This is a genomic window from Clostridium sp. (assembly GCF_026168755.1).
GTDB lineage: Bacteria > Bacillota > Clostridia > Clostridiales > Clostridiaceae > Clostridium.
In genome coordinates this window covers 16,259-36,413 of sequence record NZ_JAPFDR010000019.1, presented here as the reverse complement: position 1 = coordinate 36,413, position 20,155 = coordinate 16,259, and the positions used below count along the sequence as shown (strand labels likewise).

The window sequence follows — 20,155 nt, the reverse complement described above, 5'->3', positions numbered from 1 at the left end:
AATTGGAGTGAATAACTATGGTTTTTAGCAGCTTAATTTTTATATTTATATTTTTACCACTAGTTTTAGTAAGTTATTATATTGTCCCTAGAAGATTAAGAAATACTGTTATCCTTTTAGCTAGTCTACTCTTCTATGCTTGGGTAGAACCTACATATATTATACTTATTATTATATCAATACTTATAAACTACTTAGGTGCTTTACTAATTAGATCAAATATTAAAAATAAGGATAAATCTAAATTTATTTTTATAACACTACTTCTTATAGATATAAGCATATTATTTTTCTTTAAATATTATGGATTTGCTATAGAATGTTTAGGTTCTATTATTGGTTTAGACTTAAAGGTTAAATCTATTTCTTTACCTCTTGGAATATCATTTTATACTTTCCAACAAATATCTTATATAGTTGATATCTATATGCAAAAAATAAAACCTCAAAGAAACTTAATAGACTTTGCAACTTATATTACAATGTTTCCACAACTTATTGCAGGTCCAATTGTTAAATATAACGATATACATAAACAACTTGCTAATAGAAAGGAAAGCATAAATAAATTTGGAGAAGGAGTTCAACGCTTCATTATAGGTTTAGGAAAAAAAGTAATACTGGCTAATAATATAGGACTAATTTGGACACAAGTAAAAGAAGTAAATTTAAATGATTTATCTGTTGTATTAGCTTGGATAGGTATAATTGCTTTTACTCTTCAAATCTACTTTGACTTTAGTGGATATTCAGATATGGCAATAGGCCTTGCTAAAATGTTTGGCTTTGACTTTTTAGAAAATTTTGATTATCCATATATATCAAAAAGTATAACTGAGTTTTGGAGAAGATGGCATATGTCCTTAGGTGGATGGTTTAGAGAATATATCTATATCCCCTTAGGAGGAAATAAGAAAGGTACACTTATTCAAGTTAGAAATTTATTTATTGTATGGTTTACTACAGGCTTATGGCATGGAGCCAGTACTAACTTTGTAGTTTGGGGATTATACTTTGGAGTAATTCTATTTATAGAAAAAATATACTTAAAGGATTTACTAAAAAAAATTCCTTCTATATTTTCACATATATATACATTAATAATTGTAATGATAGGTTGGGTTATCTTTGATATGAATACACTTACTGATTCAGGTCATTATATCAAAATAATGTTTGGATTTGGCAATAATATTTTTATTGATAATCTAGCTAAATATATATTAACTAATAATTTTATTATTCTATTGATAGGATTAATTTGCAGTACAAAACTAATTAAAATTTATATGAATAAAATTAAATCTACCTTTAGAGAAAATGATGTATTTTTAATAACAGCAATTAATTTATTAATTCTAATAATTTCTACTGCTTATTTAGTAGGCGCAAGCTATAATCCATTCTTATACTTTAGATTCTAAGGAGGTGTTTTTATGGAAAATCAAAAAAAAGAATATAAACATAAAATAAATAAACTAAGCAAAAGAAAGGTTAGAATTTATAACAGAGCCCTAAACAGACTTATGACTCTGATGTTTATAACCTTTATCGTAATTGTAATACTTCTTAATATTTTAAAGACTGATAAAACATTCTCTGAAGAAGAAAATAGAACCCTAGCTACAATGCCTAAGTTTACAATAAAAAGCTTCCTAAGTGGAGATTTCACTGAGGAGTACACAGAATATGTAGAAGATAATTTTGCCGGTAAGAAGGGCTTTGTAAGTATCAAGACTAACTTAGAAACTCTATCTGGAAAAACTGAAATTAACTCTATCTTTATAGGAGAAGATGGACAGTTATTTGAAAAGTTTAAAGAGGGCTCAGAAGAAGAAACTTCTGCTAAAATTGCTGCCATAAACTCTTTTTCTGAGAAATATAGTAACTTAAATATAAGTTTTATGCTAACACCTACAGCAACTAAAGTCCTTGAAAATAATTTGCCTAAATATGCTCCTAATGATGATGAATTATCTTATATAAATAATGTTTTTTCTGGATTAAATGATAATGTTAAAACTATAAACCCATATGAAGCTTTAAGTGAAAATAAAAATAAGTATATATTTTATAAAACAGATCATCACTGGACAAGTAAAGGAGCTTATATTGCTTATACAGTAATGTGTGAAAAATTAGGTTTAACTCCAACTCCTATTGATAACTTTAAAATTATTACTGTTACTGATTCATTCTATGGAAGCTTATCCTCTAAAATAGGTATACAAGACAAAAAATCAGATAGCATTGATGTGTATATTCCTAAAGAATCAGATTTTATTGTGAATTATGTAGATGAGCAAAAGAAAAGTACAAGTCTCTTTGATAGTACATATTTAGATAAAAAAGATAAATATAGTATATTTACTGGTGGAAATCACCCTTTAATTAATATAAAGACCTTAGGTGATCCAAGTAAGAAATTATTAGTTATAAAAGACTCCTATGCAAATTGTTTCTTACCATTTTTAACATCTCATTATGGTGAAATTAATGTAGTTGATTTAAGATATTTTTATGATGACTTAGATAAACTTATTGAAAATAAAGAAATAACAGATGTATTGTTTTTATATAATGCTAACACTTTTAACAGTGACGATTCTATTTTAAATATTGGATCTTAACTAAATTAAACAAGGATTCATACAAAAAAAGAGTAGATAGATTTGTTTTTTACACAAATCTATCTACTCTCCCTTTTTTCACAAACATATCTACTCTCCCTTCATTTCATTTTCTAATATTTTTCTATTTCTACTACATACATAATATGATAATCTTTATATTTATACCATTTATTGACTTATAATTATGGTAGATACACTGTTATTCTTGTACCTATTTCTTTTCTACTTACAACACTAAAATATCCATTATGATTATCAATAATCCATTTAGCTATAGATAATCCAAGACCAGTACCTCCATTTTTTCTAACTCTTGCTGTATCAGCCCTAAAGAAACGTTCAAATATATGTGGTATATCTTCCGTATCCATTCCTATTCCATTATCCTGTACAGAAAAATAAGGTTCCCCCTTATTATTTCTTCCTGTTTTAAGTACTATACTTTCCCCTGATTCTGTATATTTAACTGCATTTTCAACTAATATCCTAGCAGTTTGTTTAAGAAGTCCTACATCTCCATAAACATTAATCTCTTCTAAATTAATATAACTATATAAATGCTTGTCATCTATCATTTTAGACTCTTCTACAACTTCCTTAATCATATTATTTAAAGAAAACTCTTCAATAGTAAGCTGTGTTTTACCATTAATACCTCTTGCTAAAAATAATAACTGCTCAACTAAATTCTTCATATTTTCTGATTCAGATTTTATAGCTATAATAGATTCATCTAATACACTTTCATCACTTTTTCCCCATCTATCAAGCATATTTGCATAACCTTGAATTACTGAAATGGGAGTTCTAAGTTCATGTGAAGCATCTGATACAAACCTTGCTTGCTGTCTATAAGAATCCCTCATTCTGTCTAATAATTTATTAATAGCATCTTCTAACCCCTTAAACTCACTATCTCCAATATGAATTCTTTCGTCAGAGGCAACTGGACTAATTTTTGATATAGCATCTTCTAAACTATGAAATTTTTCTTCATCAAATACCATATTACTAAGCCTCTCTGCAGTTTCTGCTATTTCATTAAGAGGCTTTAATGTTTTTCTGACTCTTGCTGTTCCAAATATTATTTCTTCTAATAAAAATATACCTTCTACTATTCCAATTATTATTATTATTTTTCTTAGATTATATAAAAAATAACTAGCTTCTTTAACCATAGTTTTTCCATCATCCCATGTTACTGTATAAGTTGCTGTTTCTATGGGATAAAAATTAATTGTTCTTTGAGCATTATTTACTAATTCTCCATAAAAGTTTTTCTCAGAATCAATACACCATAATCCTATTAAAATTACCATTAAAACTACATTAATTATAAGAAATTTTAAAAATAAATCTCTTATCTTTATAGCATTAAGTTTTATTGCAATAGATGTAACATTTTTTGCTTTTCTTCTCTTATTCATATTTTATTACGTATCCTACACCACGAACTGTAGTAATTACTTTAACATTAAATCTATCATCAATTTTTGTTCTTAAATATCTTATATATACATCTATTACATTTGTTTCTCCAACATAGTCATAACCACATACTTTTTCTATAAGTACATCTCTAGTTAATACTATATTTTTATTTTCCATTAATATTTTTAAAAGCATAAATTCTCTATTAGTTAATTCAATTTCTGTATTATCATAAATTACTTTATGCCTTAATTTATCTAGCAATAGTAGACCACACTTTAATACACTTTCATCCTTTTTTACAGTAAGTATTCTCTTTTTTAAAGAATTTCTTACTCTTGCAAGTAACTCTTCAATTGCAAAAGGTTTTGTTATATAATCATCTGCACCTGCATCAAGACCTGATACCTTATCCATAACAGCATCTCTTGCAGTTAGCATTATTACTGGTATATCAGAAGTCTTTCTAAGTCTTCTTAATACTTCAAGACCATTAAGTTCTGGTAGCATTACATCTAAAAGTACTAAATCTACCTCGCCTTTTTCAGCAATTTCAAGACCTTCTCTACCATTATTAACTTTTACTACTTTATATCCCTCATGAACTAATTCCAACTCTATAAATCTTGCTATTTTTTCTTCATCTTCAACTATTAAAATCTTAACCATTACTTCCCTCCAAATTTCCCTTTTGTTTTAATCTTCTGCACTTCTTTTGATACTTTACTTAACATATCATTAACTTTATCTGTATTAATCTTTTTAGATTCTACAGAAAATTCTATATCTAAAAATAATCCAATAGCAACAAGAGGTATTAGTAGCCAAAATCCAAATATTAAAAGAACAATAACTACTGTAAGTGGAAGCTTCAAAAAGAAATTATTTTTGCCTTTTATTTCTATAAAAATATTGTTACAGGTATCTATAACCTTACATATAACCTCAAAAATCCCTTCAAAAGTATTATTAGATTTATAGTTACTATCTTTTTTAACTTCATCAAAGTTAGATTCTGTACTTTTTTCTTCATAATTTTCCTTATATTCATTAGTATAAAATATACTAACAGAAGGCCCCTTTACTTTTCCCTGTTTTTCCAAATCTAAAATAGCATCAAGTATATCCCAGTTATTTATTTCTAATACCCTTTTTGCATCATCGTATGTTATTCCTGTCTTTTCCCTTAACTTTTCTACAAGCTTAAGCTTATCCACAAATTTTCCTCCAGCCCTTACTTTATAATAATCCATCTTAATTTTATTATTATTTATTAAATTATAACATCCGATAAAATATTTCTAAAGATTTCATAAAAAGAAAAAGACCTTGAGTTATCTTCAAAGCCTATTTCTTATAATATTCTAGTTTCCTTCATATCCCTTTTTAAAATCTTTTTTTATAGTATCTGCTGATTCTGATACCTTTTCAAAAACATCATTTACTCCATCACAATTCATATTAGGCCCTCCAATTGAATACTTATATCCACAGAATAAACCTATTATTAATAATATTACAGTTGGTGGCATAAAGAATAATATTAAAAGTATTGAAATTGTTAAAGATATTCTTATTGGTTTTTCATTATCTTTTTTAATTTCAAAATAATTCTTATTTCCCTTAGCTATAACCTTTCCTAAACCTTTAAATATTCTTCCAATAATTTCTCCAACTCCACCATAGCTTTCTTGCTTTTTTTTAGTGTTGTCCTCTTTCTTTTGATCCTCTTCTTTTATTTCAATAATAGTTGTAGTATCATTATTTCCTACTTTTCCACTTCTCTCTAAATATATTATTGCATCTAAAAGATCCCAATTACATCTCTCTAATATCTCTTGTGCTTCTTCATGAGTTACATAAGCCTTTTCCATTAATTTTTTAATCATTTCATTGTTTTCCATTTATATAGCCTCCATAAATTTATTTTCCTCATTTACTATAGCTATATAATACATTTATTAAATTAATCTAAAATATAAGAAAGATTAAAATTAGATTAAAAATTAACTATTTTTATATGATATATATATTTACACACAACTTAGTAATGTTAAATTAATGTTAAATTATGGTTATATTTTTTTAACACCATTACATTAATAAAGTTATTGAAATTGAATACTAGATTATATATAATTATCGATAAAACAACATGGATATACTTTATATTAACGGAATATTTTAGTTAATATAAAGTATTTATACTGTTAAAACTTAACAACAATTTAAACTATTAAGGCATTATTTACATATTTATTTGTAAATTATGTCTTTTTACATAGAAATTATCTTAGTAGTGATTTAATAAAAAAGGAGTAAGATTTCTATTATGGAAGATGATAATCAAGAATATTTTTTGTATAAAGTAACAATTAATATTTTTGAACAAGCTATTATATATTTTTCAATAAAATTATTATATTTTTTCACAACCAATTATATTAAATATATTACCAAAATAATGCTCAATAAAAGTTATGAATTTAATAGTAGTTAGTTATTTAACTTAGTAAGCAATGTTAATAACAATATCTTACTTATTTAGGGAGTGACTTTTAAATGAAATTGATTAAAAAAATTAAACCTAGTAGAATAATTGTATTAGGTTTTCTAATGGTAATATTATTAGGAACTATATTATTAATGTTACCCATATCTATAAATGAAGGTAAAAATGTATCATTTATAGATGCACTATTCACATCTACAAGTGCTGTTTGTGTAACTGGCTTAATAGCAATAGATACAGCAGATACCTTCACTATATTTGGACGAACCGTAGTTGCTTTATTAATTCAAATAGGAGGCCTTGGAGTTACATCTGTTGGAGTTGGATTTATTATGCTAATGAAACGAAAAATAGGTATTAAGGAGAGAACTCTCATAAAAGAATCTATGAATTTAGATTCCTTAAAGGGAGTTGTAAAATTAGTTAAGTCTATTTTGCTCATGACCTTAATATTTGAAAGTATAGGAGTAATCTTAAGTTATATTGTATTCTCAAAAGATTATGCACCCTTGGATGCTTTAGGAATTAGTTTGTTTCACTCAGTTGCTGCCTTTAACAATTCAGGATTTGATATATTAGGGGGACTTCAAAACTTAATACCTTATCAAAATAATATACTTTTAAATTTAACTACATGTGGATTAATTATATTTGGTGGAATAGGATTTTTAGTTATTAAAGAAATTATTGAGGTAAAGTCCTTTAAAAAATTCACTCTACATACAAAAATAGTTATTATAATGACAGTAATATTATTAATAGTAGGAACTATATTATTAAAGCTTACTGAAAATATATCATGGCTTGGAGCATTCTTTTTCAGTACATCTGCTAGAACAGCAGGGTTTAGTACTTATCCATTAAGTAGTTTTACCAATGGCGGATTATTTGTGATAATTATTTTAATGTTTATAGGTGCATCACCAGGGTCAACTGGTGGTGGTATAAAAACTACAACTTTATTTACCCTATATAAAAGTATTTACAGTACATCAACTAACAAGCATTGCGTAGCTTTTAAAAGAAAAATACCTCTTGCTGTAATATTAAAAGCATTTAACATTACTATCTTAGCTTTGTTTATTATATGTATAGGAACATTTATCTTAAGTATTTTAGAGCCAAATTATACCTTTATGCAATTATTATTTGAAGTAACTAGCGCCTTTGGCACAGTAGGATTGTCAACTGGAATAACACCAGACCTTTCTGATATAAGTAAAGTTATTATTTCATTAATTATGTTTATTGGAAGATTAGGCCCTATGACAATAGCTACTATTTGGTGTTGTAAAGAGCCATCAAATGCACGTTACTCAGAAGAAACAGTTATAATAGGATAGGAGAAATTTTTATGTTTAATTATAAATCAGTAGTAGAATTTGGAATAATAGGAATAGGTAGATTTGGATTTTCCCTAGCAAAAGCATTAATAGAGGCAGGAAGAGATGTTATTGTCTTAGATTGTGATGAAAATAAAATAAAGAATATCAGATCCCTTACAGATAATGCATTTGTAGTTAATAACTTAGATAAAGAAACTTTACAGGAAACTGGAATTCAAAATTGCGAAACTGTATTTGTATGCATAGGTGAAAAAATAGATGTAAATATCTTAACTACATTGAATGTTATTAATTTAGGTGTACCTAGGGTAATTTCTAAGGCAATAACTTATGAACAAGGTTGTGTTTTAGAAAAAATAGGTGCAGAAGTTGTATATCCTGAAAGTGATATGGCTATTAGAATTGCAAATAGATTATTAAATGAAGAGGCTTTAGAGTTTATTGAATTAAATAATGATATTCATATAGAAAAAGTAAAAATAACTGATAGATTAGATTTAAAAACAGTATCTAAGGCTAAGATACGTGACAATTTTAATTTAAATATTATAGCCTTAGAAAGAGATGGAAATACAATAATAGAAATTGATCCTAACTATATACTAAGGAAAGATGACTTAATTGTAGTTATCGGTAAAAAAACTAATATAAGATCTCTTGAAGAATTTTTGGATATTAAATAAGTATATAAAATTATTCATAGCTAAAAGAAGGTTGTAATAGATCAAATGTATTAATTTAATCTATTGCAACTTTTTTAATTTATATTATTATTTGCTTATTTTTTAACTTGTTTTTGAGAAAAGCCCTTTTTAACTTCAAAACATCCAATTAAAAATAAAAAAACACCAAAAGCCTTTTTTAACCATTCAGAAGATAAGTAATTTGCTAAAAAAGCACCTGCAATAGATCCCAATACTCCAAATAAAGCTATTGGTATTACTAATTTAAGTACAACATTTTTATTTTTAATGTGAATTATAAGAGCAAAAATAGCCATTGGTATAGATGAAAGCAAATTAATACTTTGCGCAATCTTAGGATCAATATTTACAAACATAATTAAAGCCGGTATAAGAATAGTTCCTCCTCCCATTCCCATTCCACCAATTACTCCCGCAAAAAAACCTATTATTGTATATATCATTAAAACACCATCCTAAATGCAGCTATTATCATTATTATTCCAAAGATTATTCTTAAAAACTTTCCTGTAACTTTACATAATAATTTAGCTCCAATAATTCCCCCTATTATACTTCCTATGGCAACTCTCCATGTTAGTTGAAAATCATAAGTACCTTTTAAAATGTAAATAGTTGAACTTGCTGCCGTTAAAAATACAATTATGGCTAATGCTGTAGCATGAGACTTGTGCTCCTCTAACTTAATAATATCATTTAGAATTGGTACTAAAAGAGTTCCTCCTCCTGAACCAAAAGACCCATTTATGAACCCTGTAAATAGCCCTATTAAAGAATTTTTTATATTAAAACTCTTTTTTTTATTTTCCATATGCTTCACCACCTAATTTTATTTTAACCAATTCATATTATTTTAATTAAAAGTAAATCTATGAATTAACAATATTTTTAAAAGACTTTTTAATGATTATATTTAAATAATTTATAAAAGAGATAATATTAATCTTTATATAAACTTGAAAATAACCCAGCTGATTTTCTCAGCCGGGTTATATAAAAACCTATTCCATATTATCTATTAAATGGCACCAATTCTCTTAAGTGTATCAGTCATATGTCTACCTTCTTCAACACCTTCAATAATTCTTCTAGCCCTTACACTATCACCAATGTTAATAACTTCTACATTAGTTCCAGCAAATTTTTCTTGTAATTGTGCCATTAATGGAGAGTATGCTCTCATTCCTAAACATACAAATCCATAATCAAAGTTAATTTCTTCATCTACACCATCTTTATTAACTATAAAGCTACTATCTTTTATTTCTAATAATGAAGTTTCAACTCTTACATCTACTTCTTTCTTCTTAAGCATAGTCATGAAGTCAAGCTTAGTTATTATATCCATTCCATTTCCTACAGCTGGCATTCTTTCAACTATAATAACTTGGGCACCCTTATGAGCAAAGTATTCAACTACATCTAGTCCAACTGCTCCTCCACCGATAACTCCTATTTTCTTTCCTTCTAAGTCCATTCCATTGAACTTTTCAATATTGCTTATTAATCCAAAGATTGATAATACTTTTGAATCTTCTTTATCAACTCTATCATGTAATCCTGTAATTGGAGGTAAAAGAGGAGTTGATCCTGTAGCATTAATAACTACATCTGGTTTTAAATTTTCTATTGCTTCTATTGTAGCAGCAGTATTTGTAAATATATAAAGATTTCTTAATTTCTTAGCTCTATTGATTAAGTAATCTGGGAAATCATTAATTCTATCTTTAGCTGGTAATTTAGCTATTTCTCTAGCTAATCCACCTAAGTAAGGTTTAGCTTCAAATAAGAATGTTGTACATCCAACTTCAGCAGCAGTACAAGCAGCTTCTAATCCTGCAGTTCCTCCACCAATAACAACAACATTTACTGGCTTATTTACTTTCATAGAAGTATGTGCTTCTTCTCCTAATATAACTTCTGGATTTATTGTACATCTTACTGGTCTATTTATTCCGATTCTGTGACCTGCACATCCGATGTTACAAGATATACATTTTCTTAATTCATCTTCTCTTCCACTCTTAACTTTGTTAACCCATTCTGGATCAGCTATAAGTCCACGTCCCATTGCTAATAAGTCAGCATGTCCTTCTGCTAATATCTTTTCAGCAACCTTTGGATTTCTTATGTTTCCTGATGTTATAACTGGCTTATTGAACTTTTCTTTGAAAGCCTTTGCCATGTATGAACGCCATCCATCCTTTAAGTAGTTAGCATCTATTTGATATTGAAGTGTATCGTTAACTGCCGCTGATACATTTAATATGTCAATTTCATCAACAAGATATTCCATCATTTTTAATGTATCTTCTAATGTATTTCCACCTTCCATGAATTCATCTGCACTAAATCTAAAGCTTATTGGGAACATTGGTCCCACTGCAGCTCTAACTTTTTCTAATACTAATTTAGGGAATCTTACTCTATTTTCTAAACTTCCACCAAATTCATCAGTTCTCTTGTTATATAAAGGTGATAAGAATTGACATAGTAAATATGAATGTCCTCCGTGAATTTCAACAGCATCAAATCCAGCCATTTGAGCTCTTTTTGCTGCTTCTGCATACTTATCAGCAATTGCATATATTTCTTCAACTGTTAATGGTCTTGGAATTGCTCCACCTGTTTTTGAAGGAACATTTGAAGATGATACTGGAGTATTTCCTTCTATTCTTCCTGGTACAGCTGATGCTCCAGAATGATTTATTTGAATAGCAACACAAGCACCATGTCTATGTAATCTTTCAGTTAATCTAAATAGATTTGGCATGTATCTATCATGATCTAACCTAATTTGAGTTGTTCCGTTTGAACCCATTGGAAAATCAACACAAGCATTTTCTACTATTATTAAACCAGTTCCACCTTTAGCTCTCTTTTCATAATATTGAACATGCTCTTCAGTGAAGTCTCCCATTGCTCCACCATAGTTAGTTCCCATTGGAGGCATGGCAATTCTATTTCTGATTGTCATATTTTTTATTGTTAATGGTGTAAATATGTTTTGGTACTTATTCATCCTACATTCTCCTATAAATATATATTGATAAAGTTTTAACTTTTATTTTCATATAACTTCTTATTTCAGTATAACTCTAAAAAAAATATAAATCTAATGAATATTTTTATCTTTTTTTATAGATATATTCTATTAATTTGCAAAAATTAAAAAAGGCTGTGCATATTGCAACAGCCATAATTTGCTAATATCTTATTTATTTCTAGTAATATAGTCTTCTAAAGCTTCCATAGCTAAAACATAACCTTTTTCACCAAATCCACACATTTGTCCTATGCAAGCTGGAGCTGTTTTAGATTCTTTTCTAAATTCTTCTCTAGCATGTACATTTGAAATGTGAACTTCAACTGTTGGAATTCCTGTATTTCCTTTTATTGCATCATGTAAAGCTATGCTGTAGTGAGTGTATGCACCTGGGTTTATAACAACTCCATCAAACTTTTCAAAGTATGCTCTTTGTAAGAAGTCTATCATAGTTCCTTCACAGTTACTTTGAAGAAGAGTAACTTCGTGTCCTCTCTTTTCTCCTTCTTCTTTTATATATTCACATATTTCAGTAAAGCTCTTTGATCCGTATATTCCTTTTTCTCTAACACCTATCATGTTTATGTTTGGTCCGTTTATTACCATGAATTTCATATCTATTTCCTCCTAAATTAATTCATTACTCTATATTTCTAAATATAACTAATTTTACTCTATTTTTTATTTAAATATCTCTTTTCATTAAAAGCTGTAACTTATTTTGACAAGATTACTTATCTCCAAATAAGAATTCTTTCATGTGATCTATTGGCATTTCTTGTCCTGTCCAACATTTGAATGCTTCTGCACCTTGGAATAACATCATTCCTAATCCATTAATTGTTGGGCATCCAACTTCTTCTGCTAATTCTAATAATCTAGTTTTTGCTGGTTGATATACAACGTCACTTACTATAAGATCTGGTCTTAACATATCTTTTTCTATGTAAGTTTGACCAACGTATGGTTTCATACCCATTCCAGTACCATTTGTGAATATTACAGAATCAGCAATTTCTGCTCTTAAAGCTTCTTTATCTTCTAATCTAAATAATTTAGCTTTACAGTTAGTTTTTTCATTTATCTTCTTAACTGTTTCTTCTGCTCTTGCAAAGAATTCATCATCTTGGTTGAATATTGAAAGTTCAGCTACTCCATCTAAAGCTGCTTGGATACAAATTGCTGTAGCTGCTCCACCAGCTCCAACTATAGTCATCTTCTTACCAATAACATCGAATCCGGCATCACTTAATGATCTCATGTAACCAACACCATCAGTTATATGTCCAGTTAAAACACCATCATCATTTATAACTGTATTTACAGCACCTGCTAATTCTGCAGCTGGAGTTAATTTATCTAAGTATTTATGGATAACAGTTTTATTTGGCATTGATACATTGCATCCTCTAGCTTGCATGGCTCTTAATCCTTTTACTGCATCTTCTAAACCTTCATTTCCAACTTCAAATGCAAGATAAGCATAATCTAATCCTAAGTATCTAAATGCTTCATTGTGCATCTTTGGTGAACTTGTGTGCTTAATTGGCGTTGCTAATAATCCTATTAATGTAGTATAACCTGAAATACGTCTTTCCATTGTATTCTCTCCTTTATCTCAATAGCTTATTTATGTTTAAGCTACTCTAATCAATTTAAACCGTCTTAGTATTTAATAAAATAATGAACGTTAAATATTTAACACTTAATTTACTTTTATTATATTCCACTATTCTATAGTAATCCAATTGATTTTAACCACATTATCTATAGATATAACCTATATATTAATAATATTACATAACTATCCTTTATAATTTTATATATTAATAATAGATAAAATTTTCTTTTAATCATATAAAAATAATGATGAATTTTAGATAATACTATCTTGATTCATCATTATAAACTATTTATGCAATTGACTCATTATTTTTCTTCATCCAATTATAGTACTTTTCTTGACATTCTATAGAACAGAACTTATTTCCATTCCAATAATCTATATAATTAGTATCTTCATTACAAATACTGCACTTAAGTGTTTCTTTAACTTCCATCATATTATGTTGCCCCTTATTTAATTTGTTAAATTTCATCTCATAAGCCCCCTTATAATTAAATTATTATATATATTTTATCACTTTTAAATTCAATTAGTAATGTTTTTTATAGATATTTCCTATCAATTTAATAGTTTTTATCTATAAGTTTTCTTAACTTTATTTACTACCTTCCATATATGGACTATTAATACCACATTCATTAGTTAAATTATTGACATATTATTTCATCTAATATATTATTTATCATAACGTTAAATAATTATATTCCTTTAATAAAATATTCAACACTTAATTTTAATATGTTAATTTACAACTTTTACACCACTTGTTTATTAGCATAATTATAATATTAATTATTGGGAGATAATTTTATGAAATTTAAGTTTACAAAAGCAAAAAATAAATCTACTGCACTAGCTATAAGAATGGCCCTCTCTCTTATACTAGCCATACTTGTTGGTACTGCTTTTATATTACTAAGAGAATCATTAATTGCTAATAATAAAGCTTATATATGGAATTCTATTAATAGTATTCTATTTCAAGATATAACTACTGAAAAAGGTAAAAACTCTTTAGGTATTTTCTATATACTTGGTCAGTTATTTATTAATTGCCTTCAATTAATAATAATTCCAATGGTATTTTCATCAATAGCTCTTGCTATGTGCCATATTAGTGATACTAAAAAACTTGGAAGAATATCATCTAAAACACTCCTAGGCTTTTTAACAACATCCATATTTGCATTAGCTACTGCCTGTATATTTGGATTTACAGCTTATAAGCTTGGATTTTTCAATGTTAATCTTTCTAGTGGTTCTTCTACACCTGTAGCTACATCTAATGGAAGCAATCCATTAATTGTAATACTTGATGCAGTTCCTAGTAATATAACTAATGTTATGTCAGATAATTCAATGGTATTATCTATAGTTTTTTTAGCTGTAGTTGTTGGTTTATGTATAAATACTCTTGGTGAAAAAATATTAATTTTAAAGAATTTACTTATTGATTTAAATAATATAATTGGTGTATTTTTAGAATTCGTTATAACTAAATTTAGTCCATTAGCAGTTTTCATATTAGTAACTAGAACTTTTGCTGTATATGGTTTAGATCGTTTGAAACCAGCATTAGCATATATGCTTACAGTTGCTATAACTTCAACACTATTTTTTATTACTGCTTATCCATTGTTTGTTTATTTAGGAACAAAACTAAATCCTATTATATTTATGAAAAAAGTTGCTAAGGTTGCTCTTTTAGGATTTTCAGCTGCAGCTTCTTCTGCTGCTTTATCACTAAATGAAAAAACAACTGTTGAAGAGCTTGGAGTTAATAAGGATATTGCTTCTTTTGTACTTCCATTAGGTATGACTATTAATATGAATGGTACTGCAATAATGCAAGTAATAGCAGCTATTTTTATTGCAGCTAGCTCTGGATATACTCTTACTATTCAAAATATAATTTTAATAGCAGTTTTAGCATTAATAGCTTCTGTAGGAACACCATCTGCACCTGGTTCATCATCAATAATACTTTTTACAGTATTAACAGGAATGGGATTTAATAATGAAGCTACACTTATAGCTTATTCATTAATTATTGCTATAAATCGACCTATAGATATGCTTATTACTTGCTTGAATGTAATTGGTGACTCTGCTACTGCAGTAGTTGTAGCTAATTCCGAAGGCTGCTTAAATAAAGAAATCTATAATTGTTAATTACATATATAATAGAAGGCCGTGATTAATCACAGCCTTTTATTTTTTACTTTATTTAATCTAAATCTGATCCATTTGATTTTATAACTTTTTTATACCAATAGAAACTCTTCTTTCTTCTTCTTTCTAATGTTCCATTTCCTTCATTATCTCTATCCACATATATAAAACCATATCTTTTTTCCATTTCTCCAGATCCAGCACTAACTAAATCAATTGGTCCCCAAGTTGTATATCCAATTAAATCTACACCATCTAAGTTTACAGCATCCCTCATTGCTTTAATATGTTCTCTTAAATAGTCTATTCTATAGTCATCTTCTATTTCACCATTTTTATTAATTTTATCTTTTGCTCCTAATCCATTTTCAACAATAAATAATGGCTTTTCATATCTATCATAAATATGGTTTAATGTTATTCTTAACCCTAATGGATCTATAGGCCATCCCCATTGACTATATGAAAGATAAGGATTCTTTGCTGATGCAAATAAATTTCCCTCTGCTACATCATCGCTATTATCTGTTCTTACACAACGACTGTTATAATAAGAAAATGCAATAAAGTCCACAGTATATTTCTTTAATATATCTGTATCATCATCTTCCATAACTGGAGTAATTCCCTTACGTTCCATTTCTTTTAAAGCATAATTAGGATACTTACCTCTTGCTTGAACATCAACAAAGAAATAACTTTCACGATCTACCTTTGTAGCCTCCCAAACATCCTTTGGATTACAACTATATGGATATGCACTTCCTGCTGCAAACATACATCCAATCTTATAATCCTTATCTATTTCCCTTGCAATTTTAGTTGCAATAGAACTAGCAACCAATTCATGATGTGCTGCTTGATATTTTATCTTTTCTCTATTTTCTCCCTCTTCAAAGCAAATCCCTGCTCCCATAAATGGTGCATGTAAAATCATATTTATTTCATTGAATGTTATCCAGTATTTTACCTTTCCCTTATATCTTTCAAATACAGTTCTACATAATTTTTCGTAAAATCCAATCATCTTACGATTACGCCATCCACCATAATTCTCTATTAAATACATTGGGCAATCAAAATGACATATTGTTACTAAGGGCTCTATTCCATACCTTTTACATTCATTAAATATTTCATCATAAAAAGCTAATCCTTTTTCATTTGGAGTTTCTTCATCTCCATTAGGAAAAATTCTACTCCAAGCAATACTCATTCTATAAACCTTAAATCCCATCTCTGCAAACAACTTAATATCATCTCTAAAATTATGATACATATCTATTGCTATCTTAGCAGGATAAAAATGCTCATCATCAAAATCATACATTTTTAAATTCCCTGTAATTACAGAAGATCTATCTTTGCCTGTAGGACAAACATCAACATTAGCTAATCCTCTACCATCTTCATTATATCCACCTTCACATTGATTTGCAGCAGTAGCTCCACCCCATAAAAAATTATCATTAAACTTCATACTTTCCTCCATATTGTAATATAAAAATTTTTACAGTATTTATTAAGCCCTGCCTCAACCAAGTTAAAACAGAGCTTAAATTAAATATTAAATTATTACAGTGATAGCTTTATCACCAAGCTCTAAATTTTTACTTTCAGTAGCAGCTATTTCAAAATAATCATTATAATTTGTTACTACTACTGGTGTAACTATGCTATAGCCTGACTTTTGTATAAAATCAATATCAAAGGTTACTAACTCTTGTCCCTTAACAATTTTATCCCCTTGTTTTACATGTGCTTTAAAGCCTTTACCTTCTAATTGCACAGTATCTAATCCTACATGAATAAGTATTTCTACACCTTCATCACTAGTAATACCTATAGCATGCAAACTTGGGAATAAAGTTGTAACTTCTCCACTAACTGGTGCAACTACTTTTCCTTCTGTTGGTTTAATAGCTAAACCTTGTCCTAATACACCTGTAGCAAAAGCAGCATCTTCAATATCTTCTAATTTTATTGTTTCTCCTTTTATAGGGCTAGAAATAACTATCTTCTTCAAAGAATTAGATTTATCTTCACTATTATTTTCTTCAACTACTTCCTTAACTTCTGTAACTTCTTCCTTATCCTTATAGAAAATCATAGTTAAAACAAATCCTACTACCATTGAAATTACAATACCAAATAATGCTACTATTAAATTTCCCATAGCTCCATCTGGTTCAATCATTGCTGGTAATTCAAATATTCCCATTCCACCAACCATAAACTTTCTTAAATTGAAGAAACCATAAAACTCTCCTCCAATACCACCTGTAATACAGCTAATTATAAATGGTTTTTTTAATGGTAATAATATACCATATATAGCAGGCTCTGTTACACCAAAAACTCCAGATATAAAGTTAGGCAATGCCATTTCTTTAATCTTTTTATCTTTTGACTTAAAGAATATAGCTAAAACAACTGCTGAAGTAGCAAATGTACATGCAAAGAACGGCATCATTACATTATCATATCCATTAGTCATAATATTATTTATATACACTGGTATAAATCCCCAATGCATTCCAAAGATAACAAGTATCTGCCAAGTAAGTCCTACAATAGCACCTGCAATTAAAGGACTAAAATCTCTTACTGCGAATACGAATTCTGAAATTATTGTTGAACCAAATGTTGCAATTGGACCTATAACTATAAATGTAATTGGTAGCGCTACTAAAAGAGTTAACATTGGCACAAAGAAAAATTTAACTAAATCTGGTACAATTTTATTAAATACCTTTTCACATTTTGAAGCAAAATAAACTGATAAAATTACTGGAATAACTGTTCCTGTGTAATCCATTGATATTACAGGAATTCCAAAGAAGCTAATGTAAACTGGTGACTCAAACATAGTTCCAGCAAACATTGTATACATTGCATCACCCATAGATGATATTGCTCCGGATTGAATGCCTGGATAACACATAATTGCACCAATAACTAATCCTATCATTGGTTTTAATCCAAACTTTTTAGCTGATGTATAGCCTAAAAATAGTGGTAAAAATGTAAATAATCCATCTCCTATTGCATTTATAATTAAAGCTCCACCAGATGTATCACTATATAATCCAAGTGCAATAAATAATGCATTTAGACCCTTTACCATTCCACAAGCAGCCATAATACCTAATATTGGCTGAAAAATACCTGATACAATATCTATTCCCTTATCCAATAATTTTCCTGACTTCTTAGGTTCTTCATCGCTACTTAAATTATCAATATCTATTAATTGACATATATCTGCATATACCTCTGGTACATGGTTTCCTATTACTACTTGGTATTGTCCACCACTCTTCATAACTGTAACAATACCTTGCATATTCTTTAACACATCATCATTTGCTATGCTTTCATCCTTAAGCTTAAAACGTAATCTTGTAATACAATGTGTTAAGCTAATTACATTTTCCTTTCCTCCAATATTTTTGACAATCTCTTTTGCTAATTCATTATACTTTCCCATTTCTATTCCTCCATATTTCTATTTTTTGAAATTTGAAGGTTTGGCCAACTTAATGTTACCATCCAGCTTATAGTTAAATTAATAATTTTAAATACTTGTCACATCCCTTCCTGTAAAATATATATAATTATAACTTTGAGTCTTGTAGCAACTTTGCAATATGAATAGTTAAATATATATACTCATCACTAGATAACTCATAGTTATATTTTTTATTAATAAAAAGTTTTACTTTATCTATGCACTCGGCTTCCTTTGGATACTTACCTTTTATTATACTTAATAGTTCATCATCTGAATCTCCATTATATGTATTATTATAAAATAGTCGTTGTGCAAAATATCTTAAATGTGTTATAAATCTATAATAAAATACTGATTCTTCTTTAAACTCTACCCTAAGATTTATTCTAACAATAGTAAGAATTTCTTCTATTAATTTTGTAATTCCTTGAACTTGAGGTTGTTCTTCATTTAATTGTGCATTTACCATATGAAGAGCAATAAATCCAGCTTCATCTTCTGGAAGCCTTATTTTTGTTTTCTCTTCTATAATATCTAATGCCTTCATACCTATTTTAAATTCATCTCTATAGAATCTTTTAATATCCCATAAAAGAGCATTTTTTACTGTAATATTATCTTTAATTCTTTTTATAGCTGTGTAAGTATGATCACTTAAAGATATATAAATTCCATCATTTAGTTTCTTACCTAATACGCCTTCTGCATATTCAATTATTTCACTAGATAGATTCATATGTTCCATTGGAATTTTATTAAACAACTCTTGAAATTTATTTGAAACTTCTTTATTTGATATTCTAAATACCTTATTTATCTTTTCTTCATCAATAGTATCACCTTTTGATTTTTGATATCCTATTCCTTTTCCCATTACTATTATTTCTTCATCATTAGAATCTAAAGTAATTACAACATTATTATTCAATAACCTAGTAATAATCATCTTATCTTCTCCTTTTAAACTTTATAAAGTATATTAATATTTTACCTTATAATTTATTTATAAAAACAAAAAAACCTATTCATTATAATGCACAAAATACCTATAGATATCCTCTGCACATTAATGAATAGGCTTAGCTTGCACTTAAGCAATTACTACCCAGTTCCACTTACATAATAACTCAAATAATGTTATTCGTCAACGTTTTCTTATTATTTAATAAA

18 protein-coding genes are annotated in these 20,155 nt (G+C 27.9%); 5 read left to right on the top strand and 13 right to left on the bottom strand.

Going from position 1 to position 20,155, the window contains the following annotated elements; all coding sequences use genetic code 11:
• Window positions 1–17 precede the first annotated feature (17 nt).
• Together Q0Y03_RS08735 and Q0Y03_RS08730 are read left to right on the top strand one after the other, a co-directional pair.
• Complete coding sequence (locus tag Q0Y03_RS08735; RefSeq protein ID WP_297713445.1) at window positions 18–1,424, top strand: MBOAT family O-acyltransferase; 1,407 nt, start codon at window positions 18–20, stop codon at window positions 1,422–1,424.
• Between the two features lie 12 nt (window positions 1,425–1,436).
• A complete protein-coding gene (locus Q0Y03_RS08730) occupies window positions 1,437–2,630 on the top strand; it encodes a DHHW family protein (RefSeq protein ID WP_297713444.1) in 1,194 nt (397 codons plus the stop codon).
• 185 nt (window positions 2,631–2,815) lie between these two features.
• Here the strand turns inward: Q0Y03_RS08730 and Q0Y03_RS08725 are convergent, their stop codons facing one another.
• From Q0Y03_RS08725 to Q0Y03_RS08710, 4 genes are all read right to left on the bottom strand, one after another.
• Window positions 2,816–4,060 (bottom strand): HAMP domain-containing sensor histidine kinase, encoded by a 1,245-nt coding sequence (locus Q0Y03_RS08725; RefSeq protein WP_297713443.1) that lies wholly within the window; start codon window positions 4,058–4,060, stop codon window positions 2,816–2,818.
• Window positions 4,053–4,733, bottom strand: a complete 681-nt coding sequence (locus Q0Y03_RS08720; RefSeq protein ID WP_297713442.1) for a response regulator transcription factor — start codon at window positions 4,731–4,733, stop codon at window positions 4,053–4,055. Before Q0Y03_RS08720 ends, Q0Y03_RS08725 begins: the two co-directional genes overlap by 8 nt.
• Window positions 4,733–5,281: a ubiquitin gene (locus Q0Y03_RS08715; RefSeq protein ID WP_297713441.1), complete on the bottom strand. Its 549-nt coding sequence runs from the start codon at window positions 5,279–5,281 to the stop codon at window positions 4,733–4,735. The genes Q0Y03_RS08720 and Q0Y03_RS08715 overlap by 1 nt, the downstream gene beginning before the upstream one ends.
• 147 nt (window positions 5,282–5,428) lie before the next feature.
• Window positions 5,429–5,968, bottom strand: a complete 540-nt coding sequence (locus Q0Y03_RS08710; RefSeq protein ID WP_297713440.1) for a DUF4342 domain-containing protein — start codon at window positions 5,966–5,968, stop codon at window positions 5,429–5,431.
• Window positions 5,969–6,626: 658 nt separating this feature from the next.
• Here Q0Y03_RS08710 and Q0Y03_RS08705 point away from each other — a divergent pair.
• Both Q0Y03_RS08705 and Q0Y03_RS08700 read left to right on the top strand, forming a co-directional pair.
• On the top strand, window positions 6,627–7,919 hold the full coding sequence (locus Q0Y03_RS08705) for a potassium transporter TrkG (protein ID WP_297713439.1): 1,293 nt from the start codon (window positions 6,627–6,629) through the stop codon (window positions 7,917–7,919).
• Window positions 7,920–7,930: 11 nt separating this feature from the next.
• A complete protein-coding gene (locus Q0Y03_RS08700) occupies window positions 7,931–8,605 on the top strand; it encodes a TrkA family potassium uptake protein (RefSeq protein WP_294139785.1) in 675 nt (224 codons plus the stop codon).
• Window positions 8,606–8,700: 95 nt separating this feature from the next.
• Here Q0Y03_RS08700 and Q0Y03_RS08695 read toward each other — a convergent pair whose 3' ends face one another.
• The 6 genes from Q0Y03_RS08695 to Q0Y03_RS08670 form a co-directional block, all read right to left on the bottom strand.
• Window positions 8,701–9,069 carry a sulfite exporter TauE/SafE family protein gene (locus tag Q0Y03_RS08695; RefSeq protein WP_297713438.1) on the bottom strand — a complete coding sequence of 123 codons (369 nt, stop codon included), beginning with the start codon at window positions 9,067–9,069 and terminating at the stop codon, window positions 8,701–8,703.
• The gene (locus Q0Y03_RS08690) at window positions 9,069–9,437 is read right to left on the bottom strand and encodes a sulfite exporter TauE/SafE family protein (RefSeq protein WP_297713437.1); all 369 of its coding nucleotides are present in this window, start codon (window positions 9,435–9,437) and stop codon (window positions 9,069–9,071) included. Before Q0Y03_RS08690 ends, Q0Y03_RS08695 begins: the two co-directional genes overlap by 1 nt.
• Before the next feature lie 207 nt (window positions 9,438–9,644).
• Window positions 9,645–11,648, bottom strand: coding sequence for an FAD-dependent oxidoreductase (locus tag Q0Y03_RS08685; protein WP_297713436.1), 2,004 nt, complete (start codon window positions 11,646–11,648; stop codon window positions 9,645–9,647).
• 192 nt (window positions 11,649–11,840) lie between these two features.
• Window positions 11,841–12,287, bottom strand: a complete 447-nt coding sequence (gene aroQ, locus Q0Y03_RS08680) for a type II 3-dehydroquinate dehydratase (RefSeq protein ID WP_291678095.1) — start codon at window positions 12,285–12,287, stop codon at window positions 11,841–11,843.
• 115 nt (window positions 12,288–12,402) lie between these two features.
• Complete coding sequence (locus Q0Y03_RS08675) at window positions 12,403–13,272, bottom strand: shikimate dehydrogenase (protein ID WP_297713435.1); 870 nt, start codon at window positions 13,270–13,272, stop codon at window positions 12,403–12,405.
• A 313-nt stretch (window positions 13,273–13,585) separates the two neighbouring features.
• The gene (locus Q0Y03_RS08670) at window positions 13,586–13,771 is read right to left on the bottom strand and encodes a hypothetical protein (protein WP_297713434.1); all 186 of its coding nucleotides are present in this window, start codon (window positions 13,769–13,771) and stop codon (window positions 13,586–13,588) included.
• 338 nt (window positions 13,772–14,109) lie between these two features.
• Here Q0Y03_RS08670 and Q0Y03_RS08665 point away from each other — a divergent pair, with 338 nt between their 5' ends.
• Window positions 14,110–15,471 carry a dicarboxylate/amino acid:cation symporter gene (locus tag Q0Y03_RS08665; RefSeq protein ID WP_297713433.1) on the top strand — a complete coding sequence of 454 codons (1,362 nt, stop codon included), beginning with the start codon at window positions 14,110–14,112 and terminating at the stop codon, window positions 15,469–15,471.
• A 55-nt stretch (window positions 15,472–15,526) separates the two neighbouring features.
• Here the strand turns inward: Q0Y03_RS08665 and Q0Y03_RS08660 are convergent, their stop codons facing one another.
• From Q0Y03_RS08660 to licT, 3 genes are all read right to left on the bottom strand, one after another.
• Window positions 15,527–16,951 (bottom strand): 6-phospho-beta-glucosidase, encoded by a 1,425-nt coding sequence (locus tag Q0Y03_RS08660; RefSeq protein WP_297713432.1) that lies wholly within the window; start codon window positions 16,949–16,951, stop codon window positions 15,527–15,529.
• 87 nt (window positions 16,952–17,038) lie between these two features.
• Window positions 17,039–18,961, bottom strand: a complete 1,923-nt coding sequence (locus Q0Y03_RS08655; RefSeq protein ID WP_297713431.1) for a beta-glucoside-specific PTS transporter subunit IIABC — start codon at window positions 18,959–18,961, stop codon at window positions 17,039–17,041.
• A 127-nt stretch (window positions 18,962–19,088) separates the two neighbouring features.
• Window positions 19,089–19,931: a BglG family transcription antiterminator LicT gene (licT, locus tag Q0Y03_RS08650; RefSeq protein ID WP_297713430.1), complete on the bottom strand. Its 843-nt coding sequence runs from the start codon at window positions 19,929–19,931 to the stop codon at window positions 19,089–19,091.
• Window positions 19,932–20,155: the final 224 nt, after the last annotated feature.

Excerpts from the sequence above, each read along its gene's own strand:
- Q0Y03_RS08735 (WP_297713445.1), top strand. The coding sequence starts at position 18 with ATGGTTTTTAGCAGCTTAATTTTTATATTTATATTTTTACCACTAGTT.
- Q0Y03_RS08705 (WP_297713439.1), top strand. The coding sequence starts at position 6,627 with ATGAAATTGATTAAAAAAATTAAACCTAGTAGAATAATTGTATTAGGT.
- Q0Y03_RS08710 (WP_297713440.1), bottom strand. The coding sequence starts at position 5,968 with ATGGAAAACAATGAAATGATTAAAAAATTAATGGAAAAGGCTTATGTA.
- Q0Y03_RS08670 (WP_297713434.1), bottom strand. The coding sequence starts at position 13,771 with ATGAAATTTAACAAATTAAATAAGGGGCAACATAATATGATGGAAGTT.
- Q0Y03_RS08665 (WP_297713433.1), top strand. The coding sequence starts at position 14,110 with ATGAAATTTAAGTTTACAAAAGCAAAAAATAAATCTACTGCACTAGCT.
- Q0Y03_RS08730 (WP_297713444.1), top strand. The coding sequence starts at position 1,437 with ATGGAAAATCAAAAAAAAGAATATAAACATAAAATAAATAAACTAAGC.
- Q0Y03_RS08660 (WP_297713432.1), bottom strand. The coding sequence starts at position 16,951 with ATGAAGTTTAATGATAATTTTTTATGGGGTGGAGCTACTGCTGCAAAT.
- licT (WP_297713430.1), bottom strand. The coding sequence starts at position 19,931 with ATGATTATTACTAGGTTATTGAATAATAATGTTGTAATTACTTTAGAT.
- Q0Y03_RS08675 (WP_297713435.1), bottom strand. The coding sequence starts at position 13,272 with ATGGAAAGACGTATTTCAGGTTATACTACATTAATAGGATTATTAGCA.
- Q0Y03_RS08655 (WP_297713431.1), bottom strand. The coding sequence starts at position 18,961 with ATGGGAAAGTATAATGAATTAGCAAAAGAGATTGTCAAAAATATTGGA.
- Q0Y03_RS08695 (WP_297713438.1), bottom strand. The coding sequence starts at position 9,069 with ATGATATATACAATAATAGGTTTTTTTGCGGGAGTAATTGGTGGAATG.
- Q0Y03_RS08700 (WP_294139785.1), top strand. The coding sequence starts at position 7,931 with ATGTTTAATTATAAATCAGTAGTAGAATTTGGAATAATAGGAATAGGT.
- Q0Y03_RS08690 (WP_297713437.1), bottom strand. The coding sequence starts at position 9,437 with ATGGAAAATAAAAAAAAGAGTTTTAATATAAAAAATTCTTTAATAGGG.
- Q0Y03_RS08720 (WP_297713442.1), bottom strand. The coding sequence starts at position 4,733 with ATGGTTAAGATTTTAATAGTTGAAGATGAAGAAAAAATAGCAAGATTT.
- Q0Y03_RS08725 (WP_297713443.1), bottom strand. The coding sequence starts at position 4,060 with ATGAATAAGAGAAGAAAAGCAAAAAATGTTACATCTATTGCAATAAAA.
- aroQ (WP_291678095.1), bottom strand. The coding sequence starts at position 12,287 with ATGAAATTCATGGTAATAAACGGACCAAACATAAACATGATAGGTGTT.
- Q0Y03_RS08685 (WP_297713436.1), bottom strand. The coding sequence starts at position 11,648 with ATGAATAAGTACCAAAACATATTTACACCATTAACAATAAAAAATATG.